The following is a 12,869-nucleotide window of genomic DNA, read 5'->3' on the forward strand; positions in this document are numbered from 1 at the left end:
GCCGCGTGTTCCCGCGAAGGCGGGAACCCAGCCCTTCCCTCTGAACTGGGTTCCCGCCTTCGCGGGAACACGTCCGTTGTAAAGGATGTATCATGCGCAACTATACCATCTCCGTCATCCCTGGCGACGGCATCGGCAAGGAAGTCATGCCCGAAGGCATCCGCGTGCTGGAGCGGGCGGCGAGCCTTTATGGTTTTACCATCGCGCAAAAGTGGCAGGATTTTGCCTGCTGCGATTATTATGCCAAACATGGCCAGATGATGCCGGACGACTGGAAGGCGCAGATCGGCAAGCCTGACGCGATCTTCTTTGGCGCAGTCGGCTGGCCCAATACCGTGCCGGATCATGTTTCGCTGTGGGGATCGCTGCTCCAGTTTCGGCGCGAATATGATCAATATGTCAATCTGCGTCCCGTGCGCCTGATGCCCGGCGTCCCCTGCCCGCTGGTGGGCCGCGAACCGGGCGACATTGATTTCTGGGTGGTGCGCGAAAATACCGAAGGCGAATATAGCTCGGTCGGCGGCAAGATGTTCCCCGGCACCGATCGCGAGATCGTGATCCAGGAAACAGTGATGACCCGGCACGGCACCGACCGGGTGCTGCGCTATGCGTTCGATCTGGCCGCCACGCGCGACCGCAAGCATGTCACGTCCGCTACCAAGTCCAACGGTATCGCCATCACCATGCCGTGGTGGGACGAGCGGGTGGAGGAGATGGCCAAAAATTACCCGACCGTCACCCATGACAAATATCATATCGACATTTTGACCGCGCAGTTCGTGCTGAACCCCGACCGGTTCGACGTGGTGGTGGCGTCCAATCTGTTCGGCGATATCTTGTCCGACCTTGGCCCGGCCTGCACCGGCACGATCGGGGTCGCGCCGTCGGGCAATATCAACCCGGACGGCACCCATCCATCGCTGTTCGAGCCGGTCCACGGTTCCGCCCCCGACATTGCCGGGAAAGGCATTGCCAATCCGGTCGGCCAAATCTGGTCGGCGGCGATGATGCTGGAGCATCTGGGTGAGGCGGATGCCGCCGCCGCGATCATGCGCGCGGTGGAAACCGTGCTGGCAGAACCCGGCCTGCGCACCGGCGACCTCAAAGGCAAAGCCAATACCGAGCAATGTGGCAAGGCGATTGCTGACGCCTTGACCTGACATCAAGCGGCGCGGCATAATATGCTGCGCCGTTTCGCTAATACGGCCAGACACAGGCCCGCAACCGGCCAGATTGAGACTTTCCCGCTGCGGCACAAGGATAGGCTGCATCCCATAACCACCATGGCGAGCACCCCGACGATGCACCAATCCAACCGATCCTTGCTGGACATCGACCGCGATCATTTGATCCATTCGGTCACATCCTTCCGTGCCCATGAAGCGCGTGGCGCAACCATGCTGCAAAGCGGCAAGGGCATGTGGCTGACCGATATGGACGGGCGCGAGGTTCTGGATGCCTTTGCCGGGCTATGGTGCGTCAATGTGGGTTACGGGCAGGACAGCATTGTCGAGGCGGCGGCGGAGCAAATGCGCCGCCTGCCCTATGCGACCGGCTATTTCCATTTCGGTTGCGAGCCTGCCGCGCGGCTGGCGGAGCGGCTGGTCGCCCTGTCGCCAGAGGGGCTGGACCATGTCTATTTCACGCTGGGCGGGTCCGATGCGGTGGACAGCGCGATCCGCTACATCACCCATTATTATAACGCGATCGGCAAGCCGACCAAGAAACAATGCATCGCGCTGGAACGGGGCTATCATGGGTCGAGCAGCACGGGCGCGGGGCTGACGGCGCTTGCCAATTTCCATCGCAATTTCGACCTGCCGCTGCGCTGGCAACATCATATCGCGTCGCCCTATCCCTATCGCAGCGATCTGGAGGGCGATGACGCCGCCATCATCGCCCGGTCAGTGCAGCAGCTGAAGGACAAGGTTGCGGAACTGGGCGCAGACAATGTCGCGGCCTTCTTCTGCGAACCGATCCAGGGATCGGGCGGGGTCATCGTGCCGCCGGTCGGCTGGCTCAAGGCGATGCGGCAAGCGTGCGATGAGCTGGACATTTTGCTGGTCGCCGATGAGGTCATCACGGCGTTCGGGCGCACCGGGCCGATGTTCGCCTGCGAAGCCGAGGATGTGACGCCTGACCTGATGACCGTCGCCAAGGGGCTGACCGCCGGTTATGTGCCAATGGGCGCGGTGCTGATGTCGGATAAAGTCTATCAGGGTATTGCCGATGGCGCGGCAGCCGATGTCGTGATCGGCCATGGCGCGACCTATTCGGGCCATCCGGTGAGCGCGGCGGTGGGGCTGGAAGTGCTGCGCCTCTATACGGAGGGCGGGATTTTGGCCAACGGGCAGAAGGTCGCAGCGCGCTTCGACGCGGGCCTTGCGGGCATTGCCGACCACCCGCTGGTCGGTGACACGCGCGGGCGCGGCTTGCTGGGCGCGATCGAACTGGTGGCGGACAAGGGGACGAAGGCGCGGTTCGACCCGGCGCTGAAAGTCGCCGACCGTCTGTTCAACGATGGCTATGCCAATGGCGTCATCTTCCGCGCCTTTGCCGACAATATCATCGGCCTGGCCCCGGCGCTGTGCGCGACGGACGCGGAGATGGACGAGATATTCGCGCGCATCAGGAAAACACTCGACGGCTTGCTCGAACAGGCCGATATTCGAGCGGCGCTGGGATAAATATAAGGGGGAACAAGGACATGTTGGGCGGACCCAGACTGGACAGGATCGACCTGAAAATCCTGACGCAGCTTCAGCAGTCGGGCCGGATCACCAATGTCGAGCTGGCCGATGCGGTCGGCCTGTCCCCCAGCCCGTGCCTGACCCGCGTGAAGCGACTGGAGAAGGCGGGCTATATCACCGGCTATGGCGCGCATATCAATCTGCACAAGCTGGGCGAATTTCTGACCGTCTTTACCGAAGTGACGCTGAGCGAACATCGGTCGGGCGACTTTTCCCGGTTCGAAACCCGCATCCGCAAGCTGGACGAGATTGTCGAATGTCATCTGGTCAGCGGCGGATATGATTATCTGCTGAAATTCGTGACGCGCGGCGTCGGCCATTATCAGTCGATCATCGAGGGAATGCTGGAAAGCGATTACGGCATCGAAAAATATTTCAGCTATGTCGTGATCAAATCGCCCTTCATCAAACATCATTATCCGATCCAGCATCTGTTCGGCGAGCAGCGTTAGTATTGAAGCGCAACGTGCTCCCGCGAAGGCGCGAGTCCAGTTGAGATAGTGGGACTGGGTTCCCGCCTGCGCGGGAACACGCTACTCCTTGGATAATATAGTTTAGGCTTCTTCCATGACCGACATCACCGATCTGATCGAACCGCTTGTCGCCTTCCGCCGCGACATTCATGCGCATCCGGAACTGGGCTTTTGCGAACATCGCACCGCCGGGCGCATTGCCGAGCAATTGCGCGCGCTGGGGCTGGATGTGCATGAGGGGATCGGGCGGACCGGCGTGGTCGGCGTGCTGCGCAACGGCACGTCAGGGCGCAGCATCGGTCTGCGCGCAGACATGGATGCGCTACCGATCGAGGAGCAGACCAATCTGCCCTGGGCCAGCAGGACGCCCGGCACCTTCCATGGCTGCGGCCATGACGGTCATGTCGCGATGCTGCTGGGCGCGGCGCAGCAACTGACGCGCAGCCGGAATTTCGACGGCACGGTCAACTTCTTCTTCCAGCCCGCCGAAGAGGGACAGGGCGGCGCGCGCGAAATGGTGAAGGAAGGGCTGTTCGAGCGTTTCCCCTGCGACCGGGTGTTTGGCCTGCATAACTGGCCAGACCTGCCCGCTGGCACGATCGCAACCCGGCCCGGCCCGATCATGGGCGCGGCGGACAAGTTCGAGATCGTGCTGGAAGGTCGCGGCGGCCATGCCGCCATCCCGCAGGATACGCCAGACGCGATCCTGGCGGCGGCCAGCCTGGTGACGCAGATGAACACGATCATATCGCGCCGGATCGCGCCGACCGCATCTGCCGTGCTGTCGATCACGCAGATTCATGGCGGGCATACGCATAATGTGATCCCGGCAGAGGTCCGCATTGGCGGAACGGTGCGGACGTTCGACCCGGCGGTACAGGACAGGATAGAGGCGTCGATCCGCGAAATCGCGGCCGGTGTGGCGCTGGCCAACGGGCTAAGCGCTACAGTCGATTATCAGCGCTACTATCCTGCAACGATCAACGATGCGGAGGCGGCGCAGGAAGCGCTTGATGCCGCCGCGACCGTCGGCATAGCGCAACTGGCGCCCGACCCCGCCTTCACGTCGGAGGATTTCGCCTTCATGCTGCAAGCGTGCAAAGGTGCCTATATCTGGCTGGGGCAGGCCAAGCCGGACGGCGGCGCGCCGCTGCACAACCCGCATTATGATTTCAACGATGATGTGCTGGGGCTGGGTATCCGGCTGCATGTTGCGTTGGTCGAGCGACATTTGGCGATTTAACGCCACGGGGCTTGTGTGTCGATCTTGTCAAAACCAGAAACGCACGCCCATCACCAGACTCGTGGCTGAAGTGCCCTCCCCGGCCGCGCGCGCATAACGCGCGGTATCGCCCAGCTTGCGTTCCCAATGGACGCCGACATAGGGCGCGAATTCGCGGGTGAATTCGTAACGCAGGCGCAACCCCAGTTCGATGTCGGACACACCCGACCCGATACCCAGTTCCGGCGCATCCTGCGCAGACATGTTCATTTCGGCGGCAGGTTGCAGGATCAGGCGCTGGGTAATGCGCTGGTCATAGCTGCCCTCCAGCCGCAGATGGGCGTCGCCCTTGTCGGACAGGAACGCCTGTGCGCCGACCTCGAACCAATAAGGGGCCAAGCCTTCGATGCCGACGACGGCGTAGGTGCGCTGGGGTTGCGGGCGGAAATCCTGCCGCACGCCCGCTTCGACATTGAACCAGGGGTTCAGCGCGCGGCTGTAGAGCGCCTGCACTTCTGCGCTTTCAAGCGGGCCGCCGACTTCGCCCTCACCTTCCGTCTTGAACGCGAAACGGTTGATGTCGCCACCGAACCAGCCTTCGCCTTCCCAGGCATAGCCATTCGCACCCTTGTGCGCGCGATATTCCAGGCGATCGAGCATCAGCTGCAAGAAGCGCATACCGCCGCTTTCCTTGATCATCGCGGCGCGGGCGCGGGCCATGGTGGCGGCGGGGTAGAAGGCTTCGGCAGCGTGATCAGTCGGGATTGGCGGGGCGACGCCCTGCGGCACGCTGTCGTCGGTTGAGGGCATGGCGTGACCAGCATGGGGGTCGGCGGGCGCTTGCGGCGCGGGCGGCGTCTGGTGCGCGCCCATCTGGCTATGGTCCATTTGCGCCAGCGCGGGCGTGGCCGTGCTGGCCAGCAGCAGGGCGGCGATCAGGCGCGTCATGCCGCGTCCTCCGCGTGACGGACCGTGACGACGCGCATCATGCCTGTGTGCATGTGCATCAGCATATGACAATGGAACGCCCAATCCCCCAGCGCATCGGCGGTCAGATCGAAACTGATCTTGCCGCCGGGCAACACATTGACCGTATGCTTGCGCGGATTATGCGCCGCATCCTCCCCGGTCAGCAGCTGGAAGAAATGGCCGTGGATATGGATGGGGTGCGGCATCATCGTGTCGTTGATGAGGGTGACGCGCACCCGCTCCATATGGCGGAAGGCGATGGGGTCCGCTCCGTCGGAGAGCTTCACTCCGTCGAAGGACCACATATAGCGTTCCATATTGGCGGTCAGGTGAATGTCGATCGAGCGGGTCGGGGCACGAATATCCTCATTCGGCTCCAGCGCGCGCAGGTCGGCATAGGTCAGCACGCGATGGTCAACATCCTCCAGTCCCGTGGGCCGGTCCGCCGTGCGATCGGCGGGCATGGAGGAGAGAGTCGCCACCCCCGGTCCCATCGGCACATTGGGCGCGACCGAAGGGTCGAGCATCTTCATGCTATGCCCCGCCATACTGTCATTGGCAGGTTGGGACAGGTCGATCACGCCCCCCTGCCCCATGTCCATGCCGGACATGTCCATCCCCATATCCTTCATGGTCAGCAACGGACGGGCGCGGAGCGGCGGGATGGCCGCGACCATGCCGATTTGCGGCGCCAGCGTCGCGCGGACCAGGCCGGACCGGTCGATGGCTTCGGCGATCAGGGCATAGGCCTGTGCGTCGGTGGGCTGGACGATGACGTCATAGGTTTCGGCGATGCCGATCTGGAACTCATCGGTTTCGACCGGCTGGACATGCTGGCCATCGCACTGGACCACGGTCATCGCCAGGCCGGGCAGGCGCACGTTGAAATTGGTCATGGCCGACGCATTGATGATGCGCAGCCGGACCCGCTCGCCCGGCGTGAACAGCCCGGTCCAGTTTTCCGCCGTGCCATGGCCATTGACCAGAAAGCTGTATGTGGAGCCGGTGACGTCCGAAATATCGGTGGGGTCCATCCGCATCTTGCCCCAGTCGATCCGGTCCTTGAGCGGCTGGTCCTTGCCATTAAGCAATCCGGCGAGCGTCTGGCGCTGCATATTATAATAGCCGCCCGATTGTTTCAGGCGCTTGAGCTGCACATGCGGGTGGACCGGCGACCAGTCGGACAGGACGATCACATGCTCGCGCGTCGCCTGCACCGGATCGGCGCCTGCGGGGTCGATGACGATCGGACCATAATGGCCCATCGCCTCCTGCATCCCCGAATGACTGTGATACCAATAGGTGCCGGACTGGCGAATGGGGAATTCATAGGTGAAGGTTTCGCCCGGCGCGATGCCGGGGAAGCTGACGCCGGGCACGCCATCCATCTCGAACGGGACGATCAGGCCGTGCCAGTGGATCGACGTATCTTCTTTCAACTTGTTGGTCACGGAGAGGCGGACATTCTGCCCTTCGCGCAGCCGGATCAGCGGCGCGGGGACGGTGCCGTTGATAGTGACGGCATGGGCAGAGCGGCCCCCGGTGGCGAAATGGCTGTCGGCGACGGTCAGCGCGATGCTTTCACCCGACAGGAGGCCCGGCGCAGGATGCAAGCCATGGGTGCCGCTTTGCGCCCAGGCGGGGAAGGCATTGGCGAAGCTGAGCGCAGCCGCGCTTTTGAACAGGGTGCGGCGGTCGAGAGTCAGGTTGGTCATGCCCCTTCATACGCGGGGCGCGGCGTCATCCCTCAAACTTTCCGACAATTTTGCGCGCGCGCGATAAAGGCGGGTTTCGACCGCTTTTTCGGTGAGGCCGAGCGCGGCGGCGGTGTCCGCCTGACTCATCGCCTCGATCGTGCGGAGCAGCAGCACATCCTTGAGCGCAGCGGGCAACGCGGCGATGGCAGCGTTGATGCGCACGAGTGCGGCCTGCGATTGCAGCGCCTGTTCCGGGTCTGGCGCAGCGTCGGCAATGTCGCCCGCTTCGTCGATCGGGCGCGCAAAGGCAAAGAAGCGCCGCACCGCACGGCGACGGCCCCAGTCGCGGCATTTGTTGAGCGTAATCCGCGCGATCCAGCTGCGAAACGGCCGCGCGCCGTCATAGCGGGCTAGTGCGGCGAAGGCGGCAATGAACACTTCCTGCGTAATGTCTAGCGCTTCGTCGCCATCGCCGACATGGGCGCGGGCGAGACGCCACACCGCGTCGCGATGCCGCCGCATCAGTGCGCCATAGGCGTCCTGATGCCCGGCCAGCGCGCGCGCGGCCAGCGTCCTGTCATCGGGTTCGGCTACGTTCACCGGGGGGCGGGCTGGGTCAGTGCCTTGACGACGGCGCTGTCAAACTGCGCCGCCTGATCGGGACGCAGCACCGCGCGCATCGCGAAAATATGCTGGAGTGTCTCCTTTTGCAGCGCGCCCATGACATGATGGGTGCGGTCCACGGCTTTGCCCACCTGCGGGCCATAGCCATGCTCGGCGGCAATCGCCTGCGCCAGCCGCGCATTGTCGGCACGCATTTCTGCCTCCAGCGCTTCGCGGCGCATGGCAAAGGCGGCTTCGAGCGCGTGGATGCGCTGTTCCTGTGCCGCGTCGAGCGTCAGCTTCTCATGCAGCAGCGCATGGACTTCGCTTTCGACGCGGGGCGGCGGCGCGATCCAGACGCGCGCGACCAGCACCGCCGCCAGCGCCGCGGCGAAGGCGATCAGCGCGACGAGCAGATAGCGCTTCAAGCTCATTGGCCGAGCAGGCGCGAGGGTGCATAATCCGACATGCCGATCGGCGCAGCTTGGGCGGGCGCTGACGGCACGATGCTGCCTGCCCAGCCGATGCCGAGCGCCAGCAGCCCGGCGAACATCATGCTACGCAGCGCCACGCCCCGTTCACGGCGGCGGGCAACGCCCTGCATCACCACGCCGTCCATCTGCTCCAGCCGGGCGTCGACCGGCATCGCCCGCATCTGCCCCAGCAACTGATCGAGATCACTCATCTTCCCATACTCCATCCTCATCGCGGCATACGCGCGGCGCGCGCTTATCCCTCACCCGATGGCCCAGGAAAAAATCATGCACCTGTGATGAGGGGTCGGGCAAGTCCATGCGTAATATCGCCTAACCACCATCATGGAGAAGCACCGATGTCCCGTTTCCTAACCGCCGCCATCGCCCTGTCGATCGCCATCCTGCCCGGAGCCGCTCTGGCCCATAGCAAACTGCTGTCGTCCAGCCCCGCCGCCAATGCGACGGTCGCCAAGCCGACCAAGCTGACGCTGACTTTTTCCGAGACATTCCTGGGGCCGCTTTCGGGCGTTGACCTCACCATGACCGGGATGCCGGGCATGAGCGATCATGCGCCGATGCCGATCAAGGGATTCAAGACCGTGGTCGCGCCCGACGGCAAGACGATGATCGTCACCCTGCCCCGCGCCCTGCCCGCCGGCAGCTACGACCTGAAATGGCATATAGTCGGTGCCGACCAGCACAAGATGGAAGGCGGCTACAGCTTCAAGGTCAAGTAAGCCTTCATGGACGGGGGGATGCTGGCACCCATGCTGCTACTGGCGCGCTTTGGCCTGATGGCCGACCTTGCCCTGCTCATGGGCCTGCCGCTTTTCTGGTGGGCGATGGGCATGGCGGGGCAGCGCGCGCTGCTGGCGGCGCTGGCGCTGGGCGGCGGTGCGCTGTCGGCGCTGTGGCTGCTGGCGAGCGCAGCGAGCATGACCGGCACCCCGTTGCTGCCGCCCGACTGGGCGACGGCAGAGATTTTGCTGACGATGACGCCGATCGGCCCGGTCCTTGCGGTGCGGAGCGTCGCTTTGCTCGGCGCGCTGGTGCTGGCTGTGGCTGGGCGGGATCGGTGGGTGCTGATCCCCGCCGCTATTGCCGCCGCGACGATCGCCTGGACCGGCCATGCCGGGGCAACTGAGGATGTCGCAGGAACCGTTCACCGCGCCGCCGATGTCGCGCATATCTGGGCGGCGTCAGGGTGGATCGGCGCGCTGGCCGCGTTACTGCACGCCGTGACGATGCGCCGACCGAATGTCGAACGGGTCGCAGTGATGCTGGCGAAATTTTCGCTGCTGGGGACGGTGTTCGTTGCGACTCTGGTCGTGACCGGGGTGGTCAACAGCCTGATGATCGTCGGATTTGCCGACCTGCCTACGCTGACGGGCAGCCGCTATGGCTGGCTGCTGGGCGCGAAGCTGGCTGTGTTCGGCGGGATGCTGGGGCTGGCGGCGCTCAATCGCTGGCGGCTGACCCCGGCGCTGGAGCGGGGTGACAGCGCAATTGCCGCGCTGCGTCTCTCATTGATGCTGGAGACGGGCGCGGCGATCGGGATTTTAATGCTGGTGGCCTGGTTGGGGACCTTGGATCCGATGGCCTAGAAACTGATGAGGCACAGCGTGTTCCCGCGCAGGCGGGAACCCAGCTCATAGGCTGGACTGGGTCCCCGCCTGCGCGGGAACACCGACGCTTCTATGAGGTGAGGATTACGCCGGGCGGTAGATGGCATACACCTTCTTGACATGGACCTGGCTGTCCCAGCTGCACGATGCGCCCTGTTCGACCAGGAAGATGTCGCCCTTGCCAAACGTCCCTTCCGCCCCAGCGCCATCGACGAAGGTCACGCTGCCATCGAGCAAGTACATCAACTCATAATGGCGGTAGGCCATGGAGCGGCGATGATAGGGGGTGGAATCCCAGGTGCCGCAGACAAATTCGCCGTCAGCCGAGCGATAATCGGTGAAGTTGCGGCAGGACGGGGTCGGCCCGACCAGCAGTTCAGCCAGCGGCGCGCCCGACGGTTCGAGCGGCGCGCTGGTGTCGATCGGAATGATCGCGCCGTCGGCGGCTGACCCGCCGGTGCGGCGCACGAACAGCAGGCGCGTGTCGGCGGTGGTTGTCCAGCCAAAGCTTGCGCCTTCGCACAGAATGATGCTGTCGCCTTCGTTGAGCGTACGCTGGTCAATCTGCACGCTGCCCGATTCAACGATGACAAATTCGTCGGCAGGCGTCGCCGCGACCGTGCCGCTGCCCTGCGGTAACGCGATCAGTCCGATGGACACCGGCCCCTCCGGCTGGGGCAGCACAGCGCGGACGGACAGGAAGGCGTCGCCCTCCCCTGCCCCAACCGTCACCCCCGCCGCCCAGGCGCGCAGATCGACGAAGGAACGGGTCACTCCCTGCGTCATTGCGTCCACATTCGTCATGCCTGCCTCCACCTGTCAATCCAGGCCATGATCTAGCCCAGACGGCGCGACAGGATTGACCGAGGAGGGATCGACCGACCGCAGCGCCTGCCGTTCAAAAGCCCAAGCGCAGGCCGATACTGCCGCTCAGCCGCGCATCCTCTCCCCCGCCGATCCGCGCATGGCTGGAGACGCTGAGCAAGGCTGAACCGCCCAGCCCGATGTCAAGGTCCAGCCCGGCACGGCCCCAGTTACGATCGGCAGCCGGGCCGGTCAGCGCAAAGCCCCCCGCGCCGATGATCGTGCCAGTCAGCGCGGCGCGATCCTGATCCAGGCGATGGACCCATTCGCCCGATGCCTGGAGCGACATGCTATTCCCCAGCGGCACCGCCGTCACGGCCCCCAGCCGGACTTCGTCAAAACCCGCTTTCGCCCGGTTGTACTGGACCGGAAAACCACCCCCGGTTTCGGTATAGCCATCAACATGGACCCTGCCATGGGTATAGGCGGCATAGGATGACAGGCTGACGGCACCGACCCTTGCCATATCGCGCCAGTCGATCCGTCCGCGCACGGCCCAGCTGCGCGCGTCAGTCTTGCCAAATGAGTGGTCGGTCGCGGTCCCGTTACGATAGGCACGGTCAATGCGCAGATTCCAGTCAGCATAATAGCCGGTCATGCTCAACAATAGCGGCGTGCCAGCTATGCGGGTATCAACTTCACCAATCAGATGATAGCCATCACCCCGAAAGCGGCCACCCAGGCCCATATCCTGATCCGTACCACCCAGCCCGACGCCGACACCCACGCGCACGGCATCGCCCAGATCATGGCACAGGCCAAGTTCCCCCAGCCAACTGTTACGATCCTGCCGTCCATGGGCGAAGTCCCCGGTCGCCCATGCGCAGCCGCGCCCGGTGCGGGTAAAGTCGGTCAATGGCCGATGATGCGCACCGAACAGGGTAAGGCTGGCGGCATTAAGGACGGTGTTCAATCCGACCCCGCCGTCCGATACGGTCGCGAGGAAATCGACCAGGCCGATGACGCCTGTACCCGGAACAGGGGCGGGGGGCGGTGTAGGAGTAGGAGTAGGAGTTGGGGTCGGTGTGGGTGTGGGCGTGGGCGTGGGCGTGGGCGTGGGGGATGCAGCCGCAACACGGGCGATATATTCCTGCGTCTTGCCGTTAATCTGTCCCGTGCCAATGATCGTGCGGCCATCATCGCTGATTGCTACAGCGTCAGTGAAACTGTCCGATCCTACGGCGATCCCTGCGCTGGCCAGCCATGCGGTAACCGTCTGCATCCCGCTGGTCGACGTCCAGCGTATCGCCAGCGTGTCCTGAATAGAGGGCACGACGGTAGAGGGTCGTGTCGCCGAGCCAACAATAACACTGCCGTCGGCATTGACCGCATAGGCGCGACTGCTCGTCCCTCCGTCAAGCAGGCCCAGCGACGCCATGCCACCACTGCTGGTCCAGCGGAACGCCTGAGACCGGTCGTTGCTGCCCGCCGAAAAGCCGACCACGGTGCCGCCGTCGGCCGACACGTCGGTCGCACGGCTATAGGCACCCGCGTCGGTGGATTGCGATGCCAGCACGCCCAGCCCCTGCATCCCACCCCCGGCCGTCCAGACAAAGCCTTCATTCGTCCTTGCCGACGTGCCGCCATAGCCAATGATAACGCCGCCATCGCGGCTCGCGCGCTGCGCGATGGAGAAGGCGAAGGGACCGCCATGCAGGTCCTGCGCCGCGCCCTTGCTGACCCAGCGCACCGCATGGGTTGCGCCACTGTCGGTCGTGCTGCTGCCCACAGCGACAAGGCCATTGCCCGATACGCCGAACGCCACGCTGTTCTGGACCGAGGCGCTGGTGGCCAGATGTCCCAATTCGGTCAGCGCCGTTCCGTCCCAGACAATGGCGCTGCCGCGCGTAGCCGAGCCGGTCTGCGATACACCAACGATCACATGGCCATCATCGGACACGCCATTGGCCAGGACATAGGTGTGCCCCGACAGCCCATTCAGCCGTTCATAGCCGCTGGCGGTGATACGATAGGCTTCGTGGTTGGTTGCGTCCCGGCGGACCACACCCGCAATGGTCGTGCCATCGCCCGACAGGTCCATAAAGGCTACGCCGATATTGGGCGTCGGTAGGCCCGGTATCCCCTCATGCCCTGTTACCCCGGCGCTTTGCGCCAGCGCAGGCACGGCAACCGCACTGATCGCAACCACCATGCCGACACTGATCATCTGCTTCTTCATGTTTCACCCCC

Annotated in this window: 13 protein-coding genes; 6 read left to right on the forward strand and 7 right to left on the reverse strand. The window is 64.2% G+C overall.

Annotated features, from left to right (window positions below; translation table 11 throughout):
* The first annotated feature begins 92 nt into the window (after positions 1-92).
* The 4 genes from D0Z70_RS11760 (at position 93) to D0Z70_RS11775 (ending at position 4,466) form a co-directional block, all read left to right on the forward strand.
* The gene (locus D0Z70_RS11760) at positions 93-1,160 is read left to right on the forward strand and encodes a tartrate dehydrogenase (protein WP_119746608.1); all 1,068 of its coding nucleotides are present in this window, start codon (positions 93-95) and stop codon (positions 1,158-1,160) included.
* A gap of 123 nt (positions 1,161-1,283) precedes the next feature.
* Positions 1,284-2,687 (forward strand): aspartate aminotransferase family protein, encoded by a 1,404-nt coding sequence (locus tag D0Z70_RS11765; protein ID WP_119746794.1) that lies wholly within the window; start codon positions 1,284-1,286, stop codon positions 2,685-2,687.
* A 20-nt stretch (positions 2,688-2,707) separates the two neighbouring features.
* Positions 2,708-3,202: an Lrp/AsnC family transcriptional regulator gene (locus tag D0Z70_RS11770; RefSeq protein WP_037490126.1), complete on the forward strand. Its 495-nt coding sequence runs from the start codon at positions 2,708-2,710 to the stop codon at positions 3,200-3,202.
* A gap of 115 nt (positions 3,203-3,317) precedes the next feature.
* The gene (locus D0Z70_RS11775) at positions 3,318-4,466 is read left to right on the forward strand and encodes a M20 aminoacylase family protein (protein ID WP_119746610.1); all 1,149 of its coding nucleotides are present in this window, start codon (positions 3,318-3,320) and stop codon (positions 4,464-4,466) included.
* Between the two features lie 27 nt (positions 4,467-4,493).
* Here the strand turns inward: D0Z70_RS11775 and D0Z70_RS11780 are convergent, their stop codons facing one another.
* The 5 genes from D0Z70_RS11780 to D0Z70_RS11800 are packed head-to-tail and all read right to left on the reverse strand — an operon-like array spanning position 4,494 to position 8,399.
* On the reverse strand, positions 4,494-5,393 hold the full coding sequence (locus D0Z70_RS11780) for a copper resistance protein B (protein WP_119746612.1): 900 nt from the start codon (positions 5,391-5,393) through the stop codon (positions 4,494-4,496).
* The gene (locus D0Z70_RS11785; RefSeq protein ID WP_119746614.1) at positions 5,390-7,129 is read right to left on the reverse strand and encodes a copper resistance system multicopper oxidase; all 1,740 of its coding nucleotides are present in this window, start codon (positions 7,127-7,129) and stop codon (positions 5,390-5,392) included. The genes D0Z70_RS11780 and D0Z70_RS11785 overlap by 4 nt, the downstream gene beginning before the upstream one ends.
* 6 nt (positions 7,130-7,135) lie before the next feature.
* Complete coding sequence (locus D0Z70_RS11790) at positions 7,136-7,711, reverse strand: RNA polymerase sigma factor (protein WP_119746616.1); 576 nt, start codon at positions 7,709-7,711, stop codon at positions 7,136-7,138.
* Positions 7,708-8,148, reverse strand: a complete 441-nt coding sequence (locus D0Z70_RS11795) for a periplasmic heavy metal sensor (RefSeq protein ID WP_119746618.1) — start codon at positions 8,146-8,148, stop codon at positions 7,708-7,710. Before D0Z70_RS11795 ends, D0Z70_RS11790 begins: the two co-directional genes overlap by 4 nt.
* Positions 8,145-8,399 (reverse strand): hypothetical protein, encoded by a 255-nt coding sequence (locus D0Z70_RS11800; protein WP_119746620.1) that lies wholly within the window; start codon positions 8,397-8,399, stop codon positions 8,145-8,147. The genes D0Z70_RS11795 and D0Z70_RS11800 overlap by 4 nt, the downstream gene beginning before the upstream one ends.
* A 147-nt stretch (positions 8,400-8,546) precedes the next feature.
* On the opposite strand from D0Z70_RS11800, the gene copC reads away from it, so the two are divergent.
* Both copC and copD read left to right on the forward strand, forming a co-directional pair.
* The gene (gene copC / locus D0Z70_RS11805) at positions 8,547-8,927 is read left to right on the forward strand and encodes a copper homeostasis periplasmic binding protein CopC (RefSeq protein ID WP_119746622.1); all 381 of its coding nucleotides are present in this window, start codon (positions 8,547-8,549) and stop codon (positions 8,925-8,927) included.
* 18 nt (positions 8,928-8,945) lie between these two features.
* Positions 8,946-9,794 (forward strand): copper homeostasis membrane protein CopD, encoded by an 849-nt coding sequence (gene copD / locus D0Z70_RS11810; protein WP_239018891.1) that lies wholly within the window; start codon positions 8,946-8,948, stop codon positions 9,792-9,794.
* 105 nt (positions 9,795-9,899) lie between these two features.
* Here the strand turns inward: copD and D0Z70_RS11815 are convergent, their stop codons facing one another.
* A complete protein-coding gene (locus D0Z70_RS11815; protein WP_239018892.1) occupies positions 9,900-10,619 on the reverse strand; it encodes a cupin domain-containing protein in 720 nt (239 codons plus the stop codon).
* Positions 10,620-10,713: 94 nt separating this feature from the next.
* Positions 10,714-12,858 (reverse strand): autotransporter domain-containing protein, encoded by a 2,145-nt coding sequence (locus tag D0Z70_RS11820; protein WP_119746624.1) that lies wholly within the window; start codon positions 12,856-12,858, stop codon positions 10,714-10,716.
* Positions 12,859-12,869: the final 11 nt, after the last annotated feature.

Origin of the sequence: Sphingobium terrigena (assembly GCF_003591655.1) — a bacterium.
Classification (GTDB): Bacteria; Pseudomonadota; Alphaproteobacteria; order Sphingomonadales; family Sphingomonadaceae; genus Sphingobium; species Sphingobium terrigena.

What these genes read in the sequence shown, in the direction of transcription:
- D0Z70_RS11760 (WP_119746608.1), top strand. Translation starts at nt 93, where the DNA reads ATGCGCAACTATACCATCTCCGTCATCCCTGGCGACGGCATCGGCAAG.
- D0Z70_RS11815 (WP_239018892.1), bottom strand. Translation starts at nt 10,619, where the DNA reads ATGACGAATGTGGACGCAATGACGCAGGGAGTGACCCGTTCCTTCGTC.
- copD (WP_239018891.1), top strand. Translation starts at nt 8,946, where the DNA reads ATGCTGGCACCCATGCTGCTACTGGCGCGCTTTGGCCTGATGGCCGAC.
- D0Z70_RS11780 (WP_119746612.1), bottom strand. Translation starts at nt 5,393, where the DNA reads ATGACGCGCCTGATCGCCGCCCTGCTGCTGGCCAGCACGGCCACGCCC.
- D0Z70_RS11800 (WP_119746620.1), bottom strand. Translation starts at nt 8,399, where the DNA reads ATGAGTGATCTCGATCAGTTGCTGGGGCAGATGCGGGCGATGCCGGTC.
- copC (WP_119746622.1), top strand. Translation starts at nt 8,547, where the DNA reads ATGTCCCGTTTCCTAACCGCCGCCATCGCCCTGTCGATCGCCATCCTG.
- D0Z70_RS11775 (WP_119746610.1), top strand. Translation starts at nt 3,318, where the DNA reads ATGACCGACATCACCGATCTGATCGAACCGCTTGTCGCCTTCCGCCGC.
- D0Z70_RS11795 (WP_119746618.1), bottom strand. Translation starts at nt 8,148, where the DNA reads ATGAGCTTGAAGCGCTATCTGCTCGTCGCGCTGATCGCCTTCGCCGCG.
- D0Z70_RS11765 (WP_119746794.1), top strand. Translation starts at nt 1,284, where the DNA reads ATGGCGAGCACCCCGACGATGCACCAATCCAACCGATCCTTGCTGGAC.
- D0Z70_RS11770 (WP_037490126.1), top strand. Translation starts at nt 2,708, where the DNA reads ATGTTGGGCGGACCCAGACTGGACAGGATCGACCTGAAAATCCTGACG.
- D0Z70_RS11785 (WP_119746614.1), bottom strand. Translation starts at nt 7,129, where the DNA reads ATGACCAACCTGACTCTCGACCGCCGCACCCTGTTCAAAAGCGCGGCT.
- D0Z70_RS11820 (WP_119746624.1), bottom strand. Translation starts at nt 12,858, where the DNA reads ATGAAGAAGCAGATGATCAGTGTCGGCATGGTGGTTGCGATCAGTGCG.